The organism is Dyadobacter diqingensis (assembly GCF_024220585.1).
GTDB classification, from domain to species: Bacteria; Bacteroidota; Bacteroidia; order Cytophagales; family Spirosomataceae; genus Dyadobacter; species Dyadobacter diqingensis.
Window position 1 is genome coordinate 1 of the sequence record NZ_JAMXKF010000007.1, and the last position, 19600, is coordinate 19600.

Annotated in this window: 13 protein-coding genes; 5 read left to right on the plus strand and 8 right to left on the minus strand. The window is 44.4% G+C overall.

Features of this window, described 5'->3' with window-relative positions:
* Nucleotides 1-86: 86 nt before the first annotated feature.
* From M1L62_RS18615 to M1L62_RS18625, 3 genes are all read right to left on the minus strand, one after another.
* A complete protein-coding gene (locus tag M1L62_RS18615; RefSeq protein WP_254561128.1) occupies nt 87-1280 on the minus strand; it encodes an endonuclease/exonuclease/phosphatase family protein in 1194 nt (397 codons plus the stop codon).
* 141 nt (nt 1281-1421) lie between these two features.
* Nucleotides 1422-2591: a molecular chaperone DnaJ gene (gene dnaJ / locus M1L62_RS18620; protein WP_254561129.1), complete on the minus strand. Its 1170-nt coding sequence runs from the start codon at nt 2589-2591 to the stop codon at nt 1422-1424.
* Nucleotides 2592-2693: 102 nt separating this feature from the next.
* On the minus strand, nt 2694-3275 hold the full coding sequence (locus M1L62_RS18625; RefSeq protein WP_254561130.1) for a nucleotide exchange factor GrpE: 582 nt from the start codon (nt 3273-3275) through the stop codon (nt 2694-2696).
* A 147-nt stretch (nt 3276-3422) separates the two neighbouring features.
* On the opposite strand from M1L62_RS18625, the gene queG reads away from it, so the two are divergent.
* From queG to M1L62_RS18650, 5 genes are all read left to right on the plus strand, one after another.
* Nucleotides 3423-4370 (plus strand): tRNA epoxyqueuosine(34) reductase QueG, encoded by a 948-nt coding sequence (gene queG, locus M1L62_RS18630; RefSeq protein WP_254561131.1) that lies wholly within the window; start codon nt 3423-3425, stop codon nt 4368-4370.
* Between the two features lie 75 nt (nt 4371-4445).
* Entirely contained in the window at nt 4446-4859 is a 414-nt protein-coding gene (locus M1L62_RS18635; RefSeq protein ID WP_254561132.1) for a DUF1761 domain-containing protein, read from the plus strand.
* A gap of 113 nt (nt 4860-4972) precedes the next feature.
* Nucleotides 4973-5827, plus strand: a complete 855-nt coding sequence (locus M1L62_RS18640) for a universal stress protein (RefSeq protein WP_254561133.1) — start codon at nt 4973-4975, stop codon at nt 5825-5827.
* Nucleotides 5828-5879: 52 nt separating this feature from the next.
* Nucleotides 5880-6959 carry a magnesium/cobalt transporter CorA gene (gene corA, locus M1L62_RS18645; RefSeq protein WP_254561134.1) on the plus strand — a complete coding sequence of 360 codons (1080 nt, stop codon included), beginning with the start codon at nt 5880-5882 and terminating at the stop codon, nt 6957-6959.
* Between the two features lie 120 nt (nt 6960-7079).
* A complete protein-coding gene (locus M1L62_RS18650; protein WP_310589991.1) occupies nt 7080-9560 on the plus strand; it encodes a bifunctional UDP-N-acetylmuramoyl-tripeptide:D-alanyl-D-alanine ligase/alanine racemase in 2481 nt (826 codons plus the stop codon).
* A 51-nt stretch (nt 9561-9611) separates the two neighbouring features.
* Here the strand turns inward: M1L62_RS18650 and ppk1 are convergent, their stop codons facing one another.
* The 5 genes from ppk1 to M1L62_RS18675 form a co-directional block, all read right to left on the minus strand.
* Nucleotides 9612-11825, minus strand: a complete 2214-nt coding sequence (gene ppk1, locus M1L62_RS18655; RefSeq protein WP_254561136.1) for a polyphosphate kinase 1 — start codon at nt 11823-11825, stop codon at nt 9612-9614.
* Between the two features lie 264 nt (nt 11826-12089).
* On the minus strand, nt 12090-14045 hold the full coding sequence (gyrB, locus tag M1L62_RS18660; protein ID WP_254561137.1) for a DNA topoisomerase (ATP-hydrolyzing) subunit B: 1956 nt from the start codon (nt 14043-14045) through the stop codon (nt 12090-12092).
* Nucleotides 14046-14502: 457 nt separating this feature from the next.
* Complete coding sequence (locus tag M1L62_RS18665; RefSeq protein ID WP_254561138.1) at nt 14503-17688, minus strand: PVC-type heme-binding CxxCH protein; 3186 nt, start codon at nt 17686-17688, stop codon at nt 14503-14505.
* Between the two features lie 77 nt (nt 17689-17765).
* Nucleotides 17766-18644, minus strand: a complete 879-nt coding sequence (locus tag M1L62_RS18670; protein ID WP_374760311.1) for a ThuA domain-containing protein — start codon at nt 18642-18644, stop codon at nt 17766-17768.
* 192 nt (nt 18645-18836) lie between these two features.
* Complete coding sequence (locus tag M1L62_RS18675; RefSeq protein ID WP_254561140.1) at nt 18837-19577, minus strand: outer membrane beta-barrel protein; 741 nt, start codon at nt 19575-19577, stop codon at nt 18837-18839.
* Between the last annotated feature and the right edge of the window lie 23 nt (nt 19578-19600).

The following is a 19600-nucleotide window of genomic DNA, read 5'->3' on the forward strand; positions in this document are numbered from 1 at the left end:
TCTATAAACCCAAACTCACTTTTCCAGAAATTATTCACATAAAATAAAGAGGGTGCCTCACCATAGTTTTGAGACACCCTCTTTTTTTATTCCAATTTCACTTTCAGCCAAACCAGCCGGTGGTCAGAACTGGATTCTCTTTTTTCGACCAGCTCGGATAATGGCTCGCCCTTGGCCGGCCAGAAAACCCCGTTATCTAAAAATCTGAACCCAAGTTTCGACGGCAGGACATAATCTGCCCGCATCCTCCAGAACGCCGTATGATTTTTGGCAAACGGATTATTCGGTGTATGCTCAGCCCCTCCCTTACTGGCAGGTGCATTTTCGCTATTTATTTTCGGACTGGCCAGCAAAGATTTTATGCCTTCTGCCACAGCGTTTCCTTCAACCGGGGAAGCATTCTGATCCCCCATGATAACAAACGACGCATTTTTGATCAGTCCGCCTTTCTTTCCTTTGTCGTCGTAGATGTATTCATTTCCCGAGTCACTGATATAATCTTTCCAGAACCGGATCTCATCATGATTCCTTTTTCCATTACGGTCTTCTGCTCCGTCAAACGACGGTGGTGTCGGGTGACTGGCCAGAACATGGATCGTTTTACCACCCACAAGTACCGGAACATCCCAATGCGATTTCGAAGACAGGGGGAAACTGGCCCAGGCCTCTGCACTGTACCAGTCGGTCCCGTCGGCTTTAACTGTTTTCAGCGCGCCGGGCATATCCTTCCATTTGAAATGCTGGAAGGTGCGTACATTGGCCAGATCAATCGGGTATTTTGACAATAACATCATCGCATACTGCCCGGGATACAGGCCAAAACCCCAGGCATCTGCACCGGTTTTGCTCGCCACCCCGTTGTTATCCAGATCATAAGGACTTGGCTGCCCGGTGTTCACCGTCCCGTAATAATGATAAGGATAAGTAATTCCTTTGATCCCGTTATCGCCCTTTTCAAGATATCCCTTAATAAATTGCAAGACACCGTCCTTCGGATCCTTGATGTAATCAAATTCGTTTAAAAGGATCACATCCGGCCTCACCGTCTGGATAATTCGGGCTATATTTTTGATCTGCGCATTATTGCCGGAAGCAAGTTCCTTGATCAGCACCTCCTCGGAAATACCCGTCGTACCTTTTTTCACATAATTTTCGGCCTCCATGCTTACGTTATACGTAGCAAAAGTCAACTCCGTTGTTTTGTTTTGCGCCTGCATTTCCATCCCTGAACAAAGTATAGCGAAACCAATCGCGGCCACCTTTATCGTATCAAATTTCATATATCGTTTTATTAATCTGGTGGCAAAGTTAAGACAGGCAAACGACTATCATCGCGATTTGAGGTTACATTTAGGTTAAAAAACAAAACGAGCTGATCCATTACTGAACCAGCTCGTTTCTATATCCTCTTCCTCAACAGATCAATGAAAGAAATCTTTCATTTTGTCGAAAAATCCTTTCTCATTTTTACCTGGTTTTGGCTGGAAATTCGGAGAATTCCGAAGCGATTCCAACGTCTCGCGCTCGTCAGATGACAATTGCTGAGGCGTCCACACGCTGATATGCACCAGCTGATCTCCTTTGCCATAACCGTTAAGATCCTTGATTCCTTTACCTTTCAGACGAAGGATTTTTCCTGCCTGCGTACCAGGTTCAATATTGATCCTTGCTTTTCCGTCAATCGTTGGAATTTCAGTTGAAGTTCCCAAAGCCGCATCGATGAAGCTCATGTGCATGTCAAACACCACATTATTGCCATCCCGTTTAAGATTCGGATCTTCTTCTTCTTCAATCACAATCAGCAAATCGCCGGCAACTCCGCCTCTTGAAGGAACATTTCCTTTGCCTGACATCGAAAGCTGCATACCTTCTGCCACACCACCCGGAATGTTCAGCGTAATCAGATCGTCCTGTAACAAACGCCCTTCTCCCGCACAGGAATCGCAACGTTCGCTGATAATTTTACCATCACCGTTACAAGTCGGACAAGTTGTGGTAGATACCATTTGTCCTAACATTGTACTCACAACTTTACGCACCTGGCCCGTTCCGTTACAACCCGTACAGGTCGTTAACGCCGTACCATGTTTCGCACCATTGCCGCCACAGGTATTACAGCTTACATGACGTTTTACCTTTATTTTTTTCTCAACACCGTTGGCAACTTCTTCAAGATTAAGTTTCAGCTTAATACGTAAATCGGAACCACGACGAACTCTGCGACCATTTCCACCGCCTGCACGGCCAAAAATATCACCGAAAGGACTGCTGTCGCCTCCGAAAATATCGCCGAACTGAGAGAAAATATCATCCATTGAAAATCCTCCGCCAAAACCACCAGCTCCGGCGCCACCGCCTCCGTTGCCCACACCGGCGTGACCAAACTGGTCATAACGCTGACGTTTGTTTTCATCACTCAGGATGCTGTAAGCCTCAGCAGCTTCTTTGAACTTATCCTCCGCCGTCGGATCGTCAGGGTTTTTATCAGGGTGAAACTTAATCGCAAGCTTGCGGTAAGCCTTCTTGATCTCGTCCGCAGCAGCGCCACGATCCACCCCAAGAATTTCGTAATAATCTCTTTTCTTTGCCATTTTTTGATTTACAATGAGTAATGTATGCAGTCTTTACCGCAGTAAAATTTAATAATGGATGTCCGTTACAGCATACATTACCATTATTTATTGATCATTTGATTACGCGCCAACAATTACTTTGGCGTAGCGAATCACTTTATCATTCAGATAATATCCTTTTTCGATTTCGTCGATAACCTTTCCTTTCAGGTCTTCTGTCGGGGCCGGGAACTGAGCGATGGATTCGTGGATTTCAGCATCAAATACTTCACCTTTAGACTGCATCGGTTTCAAACCTTTTGCTTCCAGGGTTTTGTATAATTTGGAATAAATCAGATCCACACCTTCCTTTAATGCTTCGATTTCTGTTGAAGAATCAAATGAAACCTTGGCACGCTCAAAATCATCAACGATTGGCAAAACAGATTTTATTACGTCAGCACTAGCGCCCGAAATCATTTCCAGTTTTTCTTTGGCAGTGCGTCTGCGGAAATTTTCAAAGTCAGCATACAGACGAAGATATTTATCTTTCAATTCTGCAACTTCTGATTTATGTGCTTCTGCCGGATCTGTTTCTTCAATTTCACCGATTACTTCACCAGCATTGTCCATTGGGAGGCCATTTTCTGCAACTTTTTGTTCTTCATTTACCACATTGTCAGTATTTACTGCTTTGGCATCCTCATTTACTTGGTTTTCCATGTCCTTATCTATGTTGTCTTCTGTATTTTTCGGCATAGTTTTCTTTCACCTGCATGAATTTTCATCTACCAGGGTATACTAAATTACTTTGCCAGCGCAAAAAAACTGACAAGATGACATTCCCAAAGCATTTCGTAACTTTGCAGTATGACTACAGAGGATCTCATACGCACGGAACGAAGCCAGTTTATTAAATCGAAAGCAGCCGAAATTGGTTTCGATTTTTGCGGAATTTCCAAAGCCGAGTTTCTCGAAGCAGAAGCGCCCAGACTGGAAAACTGGCTGGATCGTAATTATAACGGAGCGATGGGCTACATGGCCAATCATTTTGACAAAAGGCTCGATCCCCGAAAACTGGTTGACGGAGCGCAATGTGTCATCTCCGTGCTGCTCAATTATTACCCTTCCGAGCGGCTTCCCGAAGGCCCGGAAGATCTGAAACTTTCAAAATACGCTTACGGAAAAGATTACCATTTTGTACTGAAAGAAAAACTTCAGTTATTGCTGGAAGCCATTCAGGAGGAAATCGGTGAGGTCAATGGGCGTATTTTTGTAGATTCTGCTCCCGTAATGGATAAAGTCTGGGCTGCGAAAAGCGGTCTCGGCTGGGTTGGCCGTCATTCCAACTTGTTAAACCGCGATATGGGCAGTTTTTTCTTTATCGGCGAAATCATCTGCGACCTGAAACTTGCTTATGACGGTCCCGTCAAAGACTACTGCGGAACCTGCACCCGTTGTATTGATGCCTGCCCCACCGACGCGATCACAGAACCTTATGTGGTTGATGGCAGCAAGTGCATCAGTTATTATACGATTGAACTAAAAGACGCCATTCCGGAAGATGCCAAAGGAAAATTTAACAACTGGATTTTCGGTTGTGATATCTGCCAGGATGTTTGCCCATGGAACCGATTTTCCCAGCCTTCAAAAACACCCGAGTTCTCTCTGTCTCAGGAGTTAGGCGCATTCAAAAAAAGCGACTGGGAAGAAATTACTGAAGAAGTTTTCCGTGAACTATTCAGGCGCTCGCCTCTCAAGCGGACGAAGTATGAAGGTTTAAAAAGAAATATTGACTTTCTTAAACCGTTACAATAAGAAGACAATTGATTCTCCGGGTATTTATATCTGGCCCCGGGAATCCCTTTTGATGACTGAACAAAACACTCTGACATGAGAAAACAATCCGTCAATCTTTGGGCTGTATTGGTTTGCGTGGTGATTGGACAAATCATACCTGCTTTATGGTACAACTTCTTTTCCGAACAATGGATTGCCCTGAATGGATTCAACAAACAGCAGCTGGAAGCGGCGACAAGTCCTGTCCCCTATCTTGCCAGTATTGTGTCCACTTCCTTTATGGCTTACAGCATAGCCTGGGTTTTTACAAAAATTCCGATCAAATCCGGTTTTACGGGATTTCTGGTTGGGTTACTTTTCGGTATCGTTTTTATTCTCTTTGAAACCATCGTAAAAGATATGTTTTCGATGCGCCCGCTTGAACTTTCACTGATCGACGGAGGGGTAAGCGTTGTCGTATACAGCATTACCGGATTTATTCTGGGCTTCTGGCGCAAATACGAATAAAACATGACTAAAATCATAGCCGTTTGGCACTATTCTTTACAATTTCATCACACGTTGTAAGAACTATTGAAGTAATATTGGAATATTCAAAATGCCAACAAACTGAGACGATTATGAACAGGATATTAATCCCCATCGATTTTTCCGAAAATGCTGAGCGCGCCCTGGCCGCAGCAAAAATCATTGCAGATAAAAAAACAACCGAACTTATCATCCTGCACGCTTACCAGCCTTACATCCCGGATGTGAGTGTGATGCCTGGCAGTGTGTTACCCGGAATCGGCTCGCCGGACTATTCTTCTCTGGCCGGTGATCTGGAAAGCAGTTTCCGCAACCAGCTGGATGAATATGTGTCGACCATTGCTGCCGAAGGTTATAAAACCGAGGCCGTCTGGACGGTAGGTGGTGTTCAGTCGGCCGTTGAAGATGCCATTGAAGATTACAAACCCGACCTGATCGTCACGGGAAGAACCGGGACCGGCGGATTTTTTGATAAACTGATCGGCAGCAGTGCCACGCATATAGCTTTGCATTCACCTTGCCCGGTATTGATTATCCCGCCACAGGCAGAACCAAAAAAATTCAGTGAGGTGGTTTATGCCACACAGCTGGAATACTCAGAAAATGATGTGTTGCGGGAAGTTTTCGTATTGATGAACCGGCTGGGAAGCAAGTTGACATTGTTAAAAGTCGATGCGGCACATCAGCCCAACATACAGCCTGATAACCAGTATCTGAGTGAAATCAAACAGGAATTTGTGATCAGCGATGATACGGTCGTTTTCAGAAGTGCCAAAAATGTGCTGGATGGTATCGAAAGTTATTGCGACGAGATCCACGCGGATTTGTTAATCATGTCAACACGCGAACGTTCCTTCATTGAGGAATTCCTGATCAACCCGAGCCTTACCAAAAAACTTGTCGTGGATACGCATGTTCCGTTACTAATTTACCATCTTAGCGAATAATTTGGTAGAAAAATTGATCATCCAACCAGGTAATATCGTCTGACTTAATCGCATGTCGAAAAGGAAACATCGTCCGAAGCGTGAAAACTTGCTAACATCACCGGGTACACTAACGTACATTGGACCGGATATCCAGTTAAAAACAAAAGTTCGCAAGCTTCAGTATAATGAGAAGTTTTACACAAACGAAGCGGTTACCAGTCTTGCCGAGTGTTCGATTAATACGACACTTGAACCACATATTACCTGGCTGGATGTAGATGGCATCCATGAAACTTCATTAATCGGGAAAATCGGGCAGATCTATCATCTGCACCCGCTTATTCTCGAAGATATTGTCAATACGGAACATAAGCCGAAACTGGAAGTTTATGACTCGAGTTATATCTTTTTAACGCTTAAAATGCTCCATGTGGACTCAGAAGAGCCGCTGGAAATTTCAGCGGAACATGTCAGTTTCGTAGCAGGCAATGATTATCTGATCTCTTTTCAGGAAGAGCGGTCCGATGATATTTTCAACCCTGTTATCGATAGGTTAAAAGCATCCGTTGGTAAAACGCGCAGGAACGGAACGGATTATCTCGTTTTTGCCCTGATGGATATCATCGTTGATAATTATTTTCTGGTACTGGAAAAATTCGGAGAAAAGCTCGACACCATTGAGGAAAGTATTATCAGCGGATCAAAAAAACACTCTCTCAACGACTTATACGGATTAAAACGTGAGCTTACTTTTGTTCGCAGGGCGATCTGGCCGCTGCGGGACATGATCAATCAGCTCATCCGTGAGGATAATTCACTGATCAGCAAGGATGTTGTCCCTTACTACCGCGACTTGTATGATCACACCATGCAGGCGGTGGATACCATCGATTCTTACCGTGAATTGCTGGCCAGCTTGGCGGACGTACACCTCTCTACCATCAGCAACCGTATGAATGCGGTGATGAAAACCCTGACGATTTTTTCAGCGATTTTTATGCCCCTGACTTTTATTGTGGGCGTGTATGGAATGAACTTCGACAATATGCCGGAATTGAGACATCACAACGGATACTTCTACACCTGGGGCGTGATGATTATCGTAACCATCGGTATGATCCTGTATTTTAAATTAAAAAAATGGATGTAGCCCTCGGCCGCTGATTAATTTACTTTACACAGATAAATCGGCAGGCCTTTCAGGTCATTCAGAATATATAAAAATACCTCACAAAAACATCATTCTTTAATACCTTTGCGCTTTGCAAATATTACTGGAATGATTCTGACCGAAAATAGTACCGCATCCATAGAAACCAAAGCGACCTACCTGCTCACCGATAGCCGCCAACTCTCATTTCCTGAACAAAGTATCTTTTTTGCCATCAAAGGGGAACGCCATGACGGGCACCAGTTCCTCAAAGAACTCTATAACAAAGGCGTAAGGGAGTTTGTGATTGAAGAAACTTCACTGAACGATGCACTGCGCGCCGAGATCGAAACCTGGCAAAATGCGACAGTCTGGACGGTTTTTTCCAGTATCAGGGCATTGCAGAAAATTGTAGCGGCGCATCGCAGCCAGTTTTCTATACCGGTTCTGGGTATTGTAGGCAGCAACGGGAAAACAATCATCAAGGAATGGCTGGCGCAGTTAACCGCGCCGGGCGAAAGGGTTATTGCCAGTCCCAAAAGTTATAACTCGCAAATTGGTGTACCGCTTTCGGTCTGGAACTTAAAAAAAGAGCATACACTGGCCATTTTTGAGGCGGGGATTTCCCGTGCGCACGAAATGGAATATCTTCAGACCGTCATCCGTCCTACCGTTGGAATCTTTACCAACATCGGCTCAGCACATGATGACGGTTTCAGGAGCCGTAAACAAAAAATCACGGAAAAACTCCGTCTTTTCACCAAAGTCAAAACCCTGATTTACTGCAAAGACTACACAGAAGTTGATGAAGAAATAAAACTAATACTCCGCCCGGTTAACCCGTTCCTGAAAACCATCAGCTGGGGAAGCAGATCTGACGCGGCAGTCAACGTCTCATATGATTCGCGGAAAGATAAAACACAGATAAAACTGTCCGGATTGTTCGGAGAAATGAGTTTTGAAACCCCGTTCCGCGACGAGGCTTCACTGGAAAACCTTACCAATTGCATTTTGTTTCTGCTGGATTTCGGGCTTGCGGCGCCGGTCATTCAGGAGCGGATTCTGATGCTTCGCCCGGTTTCCATGCGTCTGGAATTGAAGGAAGGTATCAATAACTGTTACGTTATTGACGACACCTACAACAATGACCTTCAGGGGCTCACCATGGCGCTGAACTTCCTGACACAACAGGAGCAAAGAACGCACAAGACTGTTATTTTATCCGACGTCCTTCAGACAGGACAGGTACCGGCAGAACTTTACGGCGTGATCTCCCAGCTCCTGCGAGAAAAGAAAATTGACAGGTTGGTGGGTATAGGACCGGAAATGAGCAGACAAATCGCTCAGTTTGATATGCCGGAGAAAGACTTTTATGAGGACACCAATTCATTCCTGAAAGATTTCCCATTTAATTCCCTGAACAACAGCCTTATCCTTGTCAAAGGCGCCAGACCGTTTTCGTTTGAAAAAATCGTACACCGTCTTCAGCAGAAAGTACACGGGACGGTATTGGAAATTAACCTGGATGCGTTAACCAATAATCTTAATTTTTACAGGACTAAAATTGGTTCTGACACGAAAATTATGGTCATGGTAAAGGCTTTTGCTTATGGCAGCGGAAGTTCGGAAGTCGCGAGTTTACTGCAATACCATCGGGTGGATTATTTGGGTGTGGCCTATGCCGACGAGGGTGTTTCGCTGCGCCAAAGCGGGATCACCTTACCGATTATGGTGATGAATTCCACCGCACCCACTTTCGATACACTTCTTCAATATCATCTGGAGCCGGAAATTTACAGCCGCCGGATGATGACAGACTGGATTGAATTTGTGAACCGTAAAAACAATTCTGCCGACATTCCATCTGTTCATTTGAAACTGGACACCGGCATGCACCGCCTGGGATTTGTGGAGGACGATTATGAATGGCTTACGCAACAGCTGACGAATAACCCGTCCATCCGCGTTTCGACAATTTTCAGTCATTTGGTGGGTGCAGATGAAGGTGTGCACAACAGTTTTTCTCAGCTTCAATACGAGCGTTTTATAAAAGGATCAACCCTTATTCAGGACGTGCTCGGCTATAAGATCACGCGGCATATACTAAATTCGGCCGGCATCGTCCGTTTCCCTGAATTTAAACTCGACATGGTCAGGCTGGGAATTGGCTTGTACGGAGTAGAAGCCACGGGACAGCAGCAAAAATTTTTACAGTCTGTCGGGACACTCAAAACCGTTATCTCGCAGATCAAATACCTGGCAGCAGGTGAAACCGTGGGTTATAGCAGACGTGGTCACATCGAACACGATTCCGCTATTGCGACGCTCGCTATCGGTTATGCCGATGGTTATGACAGAGGCCTCGGGAACGGCGTTGGGCACGTTTGGGTCAATGGCACATTATGCCCGACCATCGGCAATGTCTGTATGGATATGACGATGATTGATGTAACGAATGCAGTGGCCGAAGAAGGCGACGAGGTTATTATCTTCGGGAAAGAGGTCATGATCACCGACCTTGCAGCACGTATCGGCACCATCCCTTATGAACTATTAACCGGAATCGGTGAAAGAGTTAAAAGAGTTTTCTTTAAGGAATAAAGTAAAAAAGCCGTTTGAGATTGTCTCAAACGGCTTTTTTACTTTATTAACTTACTCAGCTACCTGCTGCTCAGGCTCCGCTGACTGTTGTTGTTTGGCTATATCTTCTTCGATTGTGTCGGCCGGTTTCTGATCCGGAACAAACAGTTTTACTTTCAGAACATCTTCCAGCGTCACATCAAAAAATGCTTTGTGAATATTCAGCGGCTCTTCACCAGGCTCTTTGCATTTGACATAACTTCCGTCCTCCTGCATTTCATAGGCATTGACATTGTCCATCAAACTGAAATAGAGAATGTGAATCGCTTCCTGCTTCACACGGATGTCCACAAGCTTAAACAGCGATTCGATACGGCGGTCGAAACTGCGTACCATGGCGTCAGCACTGCCTCCGTACACCAAAGGCTCTCCGTTCTGGTGGAAATAGAATATCCGGGAATGTTCCAAAAAGTCACCAACCAGTGATCGCACCGAAATATTTTCACTTAACCCTTTTCTTCTCGGGCGCAGACAACACATACCACGCACGATCAGCCGCACGGGAACTCCCGCCTGCGACGCAGTGTACAACTCCTGGATTGTCTCCCGATCTTCCAGCGAATTTATTTTAATACAAATTCCGCATGGCAATCCCGCCTTCGCATTTTCGGCCTCATTGCGGATAAGCTCAATAAGCTTGTTACGCATGTAACGCGGTGCGGTGATCAGGTTCTGATATTCAGTAGGACTTGAATGTCCGGTAATTACATTAAAGAACTCCGAGATATCCTGGGTGTATTCTTCATTGGTAGTCAAAAGCCCCGTGTCGGTATATAATCTGGACGTATCCTCATTATAATTCCCACTCGACAAATGCGCATAACGGAGTACTTTATTGCCTTCATTACGAACGATCAGCAAAAGTTTCGTATGCGTTTTTAACTGACCGATACCATAAATTACAAAACAACCTGCTTTTTGAAGGCGTTGCGCTTCACGGATATTATTCTCTTCGTCAAACCGTGCTTTTACTTCAAACAAAACCGCTACGTGTTTGCCATTTTCAGCGGCGCGAAGCAACGCATCCGTCACGCGTGAGTTTTTAGCTAAACGGTAAATTGTCAGTTTTATAGAAAGTACCTTCGGGTCATCCGCAGCTTGTTCCAGCAATTGCAGAACAGGCTCGAAGTTATTGTAAGGATGGTGCAAAAGGATATCCCTTTCTTTCATTGCCTCAAAAACATCGGGAATACGCTCTCTTTCCAGTCCCAACGGTGGCACAGGCGCACGTACCGGCGGAATCTGATCTTTGAATTCAGGATGTTTTACAATGGCCCAAAGTGAAGTATAATCAATAATACCTTCAACGCGGAAAACGTTGTAATCATCAATTTCCCAACGTTTCTTGATCAGGTTCAAAAGATCGGGATTCGTATCCGGCTCAATACAAACACTCACTACACGCCCCAAACGACGATTTTTTATTTTTTGTTTGATTTCATCAATGAAATCAGACTCCATATCATCACTCTCTTCCAATGAGAAATCACCATTTCTGATGATCCTGAAAAGATTTGTAGAAACGATATCCACGTTGCGGTAAAGCTTGTAAATATGCGCTCTTACAATTTTTTCAATTGGAAGGAAAAGAATTTCATTTTCACGCTCAATCACATAAAAACGAGGCAGATTGAGCGGCAACTGTACAAAAGACAGTTTACGGTCTTCCTCGGAAGTAGTCCCTTTCACCTGCGTGATTACCCCCAATACCAATACCTTAGCCAGAAGCACCGGAAAAGCATGGGTATAGTCAAACAACATCGGGGTAAGCATCGGGTACACTGTCCGCTCAAAATATTCCTCAATATCGGCAGTTTCATCCCCAGAAACATCTTCCATCCCCACCACACGAAAACCGTGCTGTGCAAAAAGTGGTTGAAGCTGGTTGGTATAACATTCATTCTGAAGGCGCACAAATTCATGCAGTTCTTTCATGAGCATCTTCCTGAACGGGATTTCCCTTAATCCGGAATAGTCAACACGCTCTTTCCCATAGTCAAGATAATTGTATAAACTCCCCAGCCTGATCGTAAAAAATTCATCAAGATTGGATGACGTGATGGCCAGAAATTTCAGTCGGTCGAAAAGGTTTCTTTCCTCATTTTTTGCCTGATCCAACACCCGGTCGTTAAATTTCAGCCAGCTCAGATCACGACTTATGAAATCGCTCTGCTGGACCAAAGTATTCACCTTTTCCGTGGGACTTACCAGTTTTGCGTCGTCCATAGGGGTTTCTTTTGGGTTTTTAAAGAAGGAAAACAAACTTGAAAGTTTTCCTCTCCTTTCATGATTTGATATTGGATCGGTATGGTCAGGCATAATGAAAATAAAAAATTAGGCAATCCGCGCATTAGTGTGCCACAAAATGCAACGAATCTGATTATATATTGTTTTCAGCAAGATGAAGTTTCTGTTATCATTTAATAAAAAAACGGACAACTGCACATAGTCAGCCATCCGTTTCTATATACTCACTACGGGAGCTGACTCTTACACGTCTACACGAGCGTATTTTGCATTCTTCTCAATAAAATCGCGCCGCGGCCCAACTTCATCACCCATTAACATTGAAAATAAGTGATCTGCCTCAGCTGCTGACTCTACTGAAACTTGTTTAAGGCTTCTTCCATCAGGATTCATGGTTGTGCTCCACAACTGCTCGGCATTCATTTCTCCCAAACCTTTATAACGCTGAATATTTACAAGATCTTCACGTCCATTACCAACTGCTTTAACTGCTTCCTCGCGTTGTTGTTCTGTCCAGCAATATCTTTCTTCTTTTCCTTTTTTAACAAGGTATAAAGGCGGCTGCGCAATGTAGATATAACCGTTGTCGATCAATATCTTCATGTAACGGAAGAAGAATGTCAGGATCAGGGTACGAATGTGACTACCGTCAATATCCGCATCCGTCATGATCACAATTTTGTGATAACGAAGTTTGTCAATATTCAACGCTCTTTCGTCACCGTCTTTTCCGATCTGCACACCCATTGCGGTGAACATATTCTTGATCTCCTCGTTTTCGTAGATACGGTATTCCTGTGCTTTTTCAACATTAAGGATTTTACCTCTCAATGGTAATATCGCCTGGAATGCACGGTTACGGCCTTGCTTAGCCGTTCCACCCGCCGAATCCCCTTCGACAAGGTACAATTCGCAAATTGCCGGATCTGTTTCAGAACAATCTGAAAGTTTTCCTGGCAATCCTGTTCCCGTCAAAATATTCTTACGCTGCACCATTTCACGAGCCTTCTTCGCTGCGATACGGGCTTTGGCTGCAAGAATTACCTTATCAATAATCGTCCTGGCTTCCTTAGGGTGTTCTGCAAGATAGGTGTCAAGCATTTCTGCCACCACCTGACTTACCACACTCACTACTTCGGAGTTACCAAGTTTCGTTTTTGTTTGTCCTTCAAATTGCGGCTCGGCAACTTTAACAGAAATAACCGCTGTCAGACCTTCACGGAAGTCGTCTCCGCTGATCTCGATTTTTTCTTTTGCCAGTACCCCCGACTTATCTGCGTAATTTTTTAGTGTTCTGGTCAATGCAGCCCTGAACCCCTGTACGTGCGTACCACCTTCGATGGTGTTAATGTTGTTTACATAAGAAAAAACATTTTCCCCGTAAGAAGTGTTGTACATCATCGCAATTTCCACAGGCACCGATCCTTTGGTGTTTTCCATGTAAATCGGTTCAGGAATTAATGCCTGACGAGTACCTTCAAGATACAGAACAAATTCGTTCAAACCAATTTGCGAATGGAATTCTTCACCACGAGGAACGCCATTTTCATCCAGTTCACGTTTGTCCTGCAACGTGATACGAATGCCTTTATTCAAAAAGGACAGCTCACGCAAACGGGTCGCAACAGTTTCGTATTTGTATTCTGTTACCGTGAAGATCGTAGCATCAGGCTTGAAATGAATAAACGTTCCCGTTTTTTCAGAATCTCCGATCACACGAACGGGATATAAAGGTTTCCCTTCGCTATATTCCTGTTCGAATATTTTACCCTCTCTGTGAATTTCTACACGGAGATGGATAGATAACGCATTAACGCAGGAAACCCCCACACCATGCAAACCACCTGAAACTTTATAAGTGTCTTTATCAAATTTACCACCAGCGTGCAGTACGGTTAAAACAACCTCAAGTGCTGATTTTTTCTCTTTCGCCATGAGCCCGGTAGGAATCCCCCGGCCATTATCCTGAACAGTAATGGAATTATCTTCTTCTATCGTAACGTTGATGGTGTCGCAGTAGCCAGCCATTGCTTCATCAATGGAGTTATCAACGACTTCCCAAATCAAATGGTGAACTCCCTTAAAACCAGTGTCACCAATGTACATAGCCGGACGTTTACGTACGGCTTCTAACCCTTCAAGAACCTGGATGTTATCGGCTGAATAATTATTTACTTCAATCGCTGTTTCGTTTGCCATATAGTTTGTTTTACTCTACGATAAAAAGAGCCCATTTACGGGCTTTTTAAACATACAAAGATACGATTTTTTCCGTCTTTTTCCTAGTGATGCCTGATATACATTTCTGCACTTTACCCCTTTTTTTATTATTTGAAAAATATTGTAAAACGGATCGGGTATTGAGGTCTTTACGCTGAGTCAAAAATGTAAAACAAGAACAATGTCTATGCGTATCCGGGCACTCAAAAATGCAAAATTTGCAAAAAACGGAACTAATCTACCCGTTATTTTCATATTTGCCTTTCAGAATATAGAAAATCCACCATAATTTAATCTGCTAAAAAAAGCTTCCAAGCCCGGAAATTTACGACATGAGTCTGTCTTACAAGGCGATCAATTTTCTATTTATCGTAACAAAAAAATGCGGATGGCCGAAATATTCAGCCATCCGCATTTTTGCATAAAACCTATATTGCTATTTTTCCATCGGATGCTCCTTAATCAACTGGTCGGGAGAATAGAAATCTACCTTACTCTCAGTGGCCGCTCTCACTTTTTTAACCCTTTCAGGTGAGATCGCACTGGCCTGATTACCAAAGGAATTACGAACGTAAGTCAGCACCGCTGCTACCTCATCATCTTTAAGCAATCCTCCGAAAGGCGTCATTGGTACCTGTCCCGGATATTTCTTGCCACTCACCTCTATCGGCCCAAGCAGACCTTTCAAGGCAAGTTTTATCAACCGGTCTTCGTTGCCCAGGACCCAGTTGTTAGCAGTCAGGGGAGGGAAACCGGAAGCCGTTAAACCTTTTCCGTCAGCCTGATGGCAAGTACTGCAATATCCTTCTTTGGCATAAATCTCCTTACCCATGTTGAATAGTTGAAGTTCTTTACCTTTCAGACCAGATTTCACAACCGTCTCTTTTTCTTTCTTAACCGGCACTCCGTTCAGGTGCGCAACCGCCGTTTGATAGGCATGAATGGACCAGTCATCCAGCGGCTTTTTCTTCGCCTCTGCCAGAATAGGCAAACCTTTTTCCTTCCCAATCCAGGAAGCAGCCACAATTGCCGCCAGACGAACACGGCTGTTCTCATCCATAGCAGCCTGCATAAGCAATGCGGCCTGATCCGGAACCTGATGTCCTGTGTAACGAACAACCGTTACCGCAGCTGCCCGTGCGTGATAATCTTTCGCTTTCAAAACTTGTTTCAAGAGTTTTTGATCTACTTTATCCAACCCCCAGCTTACCCACAAGCCTTCCAGCAAATGATGCTCATATCTCGGATCTTTTTTATCCAGTTTAGCCACCCACAGGTTCAGCTTAGCCAACACCTGGTTTGCATCCCGGCCTCTCAGCTCGCGGCGTGTTCTGTAACGCGTACGGTATTCCGGTAGTTTAAGGTTATCCAAAAGCTCTTCAATACTCGCGCCGTCCACTTTCGCTGGCTTCACCAAAGGTCGTGAAGGATAAGTAATCCTGTAAATTCTTCCATGTGAGTGATCTCTCAATGGGTCGCGTGCGTTGTGCTGCATATGACCAATCAGGATGTTGTGCCAGTCGATCAGATAAAGGGAGCCATCCGGCGCAAACTCCATATCCACCGGACGGAAATTCCTGTCTTCACTTACAACCAGATCCGCGCGATGCTTGCTGATATAACCGGTTCCGTCATCTTTCAGCGTATGTTCTTTCATCCCCAAAAATCCGATCGTGTTGTTGATCAGGAAATCTCCCTGAATATCATCCGGAAAATGGCGGCTTGAAACAAATTCCAGACCGGACGTCGGGCGTACACGATGGGCATCTTCCACGAGCTGCACCGACTTATGGGTATATTCGCCATACCTTGGCAAAACAGATCCAGGCATCATCCAACGCACATCCGGACTTGAAGTTTCTGCAAAAAATGGCTGTCCCCAGTCATCAAAAGCAATACCCCATGGATTTGGAATCGAAAGCTGTGCTGTACGTTCCAGCTTGTGAAGCTGTGGCGCATAGCGATAGAAACCACCATTTGTCGCCCTTACCGGACCATATGAAGTTTCGACATTGGTATGCAAAAACACACCCTCGCCCGAATAAATAGCACCCGAAGGATCCACTGTAAACGCATGGCTGTTGTGGTGCGTATCGTGGTCATCAAATCCGCTTAAAAGGATTTCCTGCTTATCAGCCTTCCCGTCGCCGTCGGTATCCATCAGGATTTTAAAGTTTGTACCCTGCGATACATACACGCCTTCTTTGGCAATTTCAAAACCCAATGGAAGGTGCAAACCGTCAGCAAAAACCGTTTGTTTGTCCGCCTTTCCGTCGTTGTTGGTATCTTCAAAAATGATGATTTTGTCATTTGGTTTTGAATCTCCCGGTTTATAATGCGGGTAACTCGGCATGGTTGCCACCCACAGGCGCCCCTTGTTGTCAAATGACATCTGCATCGGTTTTGCCAAATCAGGAAACTGTTCTTCCGAAGCAAAAAGCTCGATCTTATATCCAGCCGGCACTTTAAGTTTTTTAAGTGCATCCTCACCGTAGAGATATTCCAGACTTCCGTTTTTCTCCGGATTGAAATTCGTTTTTACCGGAGGCAGCTGTTTCGTATTTTTATCAGCAGCAGCGACGTCCATCTTCTCTCCTTTCGAGGCAGCCATCCAGATCGCCTGATCGCGGATTGCCGTCATTTCACGAATTTTTTCAATTTCCGCAGGATAGTTGTCCGGACCGAACGGATTATAACGACGACCATACACGTGTACTCCGTTTGGAATTTTATAGTCATTATGCCACATCCAGTTTTTCTCATTCACAGCCGCACGTACCAGATTTCTGTTGGATTCTGCCTTCGGCTTCACTTTTCCAAAAACATTATCGGAAAGCAGCAAAGCGAGTTTCTTATATCCTTCCTCATTTAACTGAGAGCCGTCTATCGTCAGATCCTGCTTACTTTCAGCATACCATTTTTGCGATGGTGTAAAAGCATCAACGAACAAAACCCGGTCGGTGCCCCGATTGTTTTGCTCGACAACTTCTTTCATACCTTTTGCATAAAGCGCAAGGTTCTCATTTTCCTTCTTGCCATTCGGCAGATCATATTTTGCCGACAAATCTTCGAAGGCGATCGGCGAAACAATAGCCAGCTGTGGCGGTGTTACGCCATTATAATTCTGGCTTAAAGTATGTTTGATAAACGCATCAAGCTCGGCTTTGTAGTTGGCAAGCCCTTCTTTTCCCTGAAATGATTCGTTATATCCAAAAAAGGCAACGATCACATCTGTTTTAAGACGTGTCAGCCATTGATCAGGTGTGTCAAAATGACCTTCACTTGACGAATTTTTGGCATATTCGGTCTGAAACTTCTCAGCACCTGGAAATGCCCAAGGCAGGTTCCGGCTGGCGTGTGGTCTGAAACCGGGGGTATCACCACCGTCACACATGTTCCGTATAAACAACAAACTATCTGGATAACGAACCTGCATCTCTGTTTCGAAATGCCCGTAGTTCATCATCCTTGATCCAAGGTTATTACCCAGTAAAATAATCCTTGATCCTTTACTTATTTTCAGTGATTCGGATGCACTGAACTGGAAAGCACTGAAAGCAATGGCCATGAGTCCAAATGCGATGAGCAATCCGGTGATGCTTCTTTTTGCGGGTTTAGTCATTTTAATTTCAGGTAATTTTATCCATGGTGTAGGAACTAACTAATACTCAACAGACAATAATCCAATAAGTTACCGGATTACTTAGCTTCTCTGTAAGGAACTTTGATATCGATTTTCCCTTTCCAGTTTTTTGGTACTTTTTGTCCCAATTCCCAATGGATCGCGTTAATTACCAGACGTTGAAATGGTTCAAGCTGGAAATCATCCGGATGCCCCATTGTTGTCATGAAAACTTTTCCGCCAAAAGAGTTTGTTCCTGTCCAGGCAACAGGATTTTCTACGTCTTTTTTATCCGGATCGACTGATTTACCCATCAATAACCATGTTGAGCCTTTTGTTGGATAATCCGGCAAAACGCGATACAGCCATGAACGAACATGGAATTTTGGTGAAACACCTGTCAGGATAGGATTTTTCGCCTGATCAGCAATCACAGAAACGTCAGTGCTGCTTTTATGTCCGTAGTGGGTATGTGCGGCTTTGCCACCCCAGCCCGGAGGCGCGTTGAGCGCAAACTCACCGAATGCATTCCATTTTTCATTTTCATCACCTTTCGGATAGTTGAAAGCGTGCGTTGTCGTACGGAAACCCATAACAGGCTTTCCTGATTTCAGATACGCGTCAATGTGCGCAAGCTGCTCTTTGGGAAGCTGGCGCCACCGAAGGTAGAACACGGCGAGGTCAGCATCTTTGAGTGCTTCCAGTCCGGGAATATCTTTTTCAGCATTGTGATCGGGATAGGCTTTCAAAACGATGGTACGCATGCCATAGTTTTTTTCAAGCTCAGCCGCGATCAGGGGCAAAGTCTCCTCGCCACTATATTCGTGATCGCCCGTTACAAAAACCACGAGTGGTTTTTTAGCTTTACCTGCCTGCGCAGAAACAATTGTGTTGGAAGTCAATATGCAGCAGAAGACCGCGCATAGAAATAGGAAGAGATTAGGTTTTAACATTATGCTCCGATTTGTATCCAGTCGTTACACTGGAAATCTCATGAAAGAAAAAGATTAAGGTCTTAGTTCGGTAAGGCAAAAAAACGTCCAATCTACCGTTGAAAAATCCGTTTTTAACCACCCTGACCAAGGTTTCACAAGTAAGACTGATTTGTCCTATTTTTCCCTTACTTTTTCATAAAACAAAACCGGGCATTAGAAAAAGCGAAGACCGAGTGTAATTTCAGCTCTTGACAGATCCTCGAATTTTTCCTTAGACAACTTGATGGTTTCCGTGACACCACCACTCTCTTTCCGGAATTTGTAGGAAGTCCCCAGATAACATGCGCCTGTTAAATTCAGAGCCAAATGATTACTCAATCGCTGTTCCAGACCCAGACTTATCGCCCAGCCCATGGCATTGCCGCGCAGCTTAAAATCCTGCCCATTGGCTTTACCCTTATTCCCATAAGACTGATAACCCATTGCAAAACCGGCGAGTACCGAAGTTGTATTATTCTGAAAAGGATATTGGTAAATAACCGAAGGGCCAACAAACTGGATTTTTATATCATCGGCAGTCTTGGTACCGTAGGTTCCACGACTGTTGTAGAAATTATATTTCAACCCCAAACCAATACGCGACCAAACATAACGATGCAGGTCAGCGCCAACAGAAAGCCCCGACTTCATCTTTTTCATGTGTTTCGAGTACTGTGTGTTCTGTCTCGTTCCTGCGTTGGGAAGCCGGTAACTATAACCGCTATTCAGCCCAAAACTCCATTTCGTTTTGATAGCAAGCATTTTTCCTTCTGCAACTGAATCGGTTTTTTGAACGACTGATCCTGCGTTGACAACAATCGCAGTACGGTTTGAAACGAGCATATTGTCCTGCGCGTGGGCATGACAAACAATCAGACAAAACAAAACGACGAAAGCAGTTAAATATTTATTCATTGATCTTAAAACGCAATTGTATC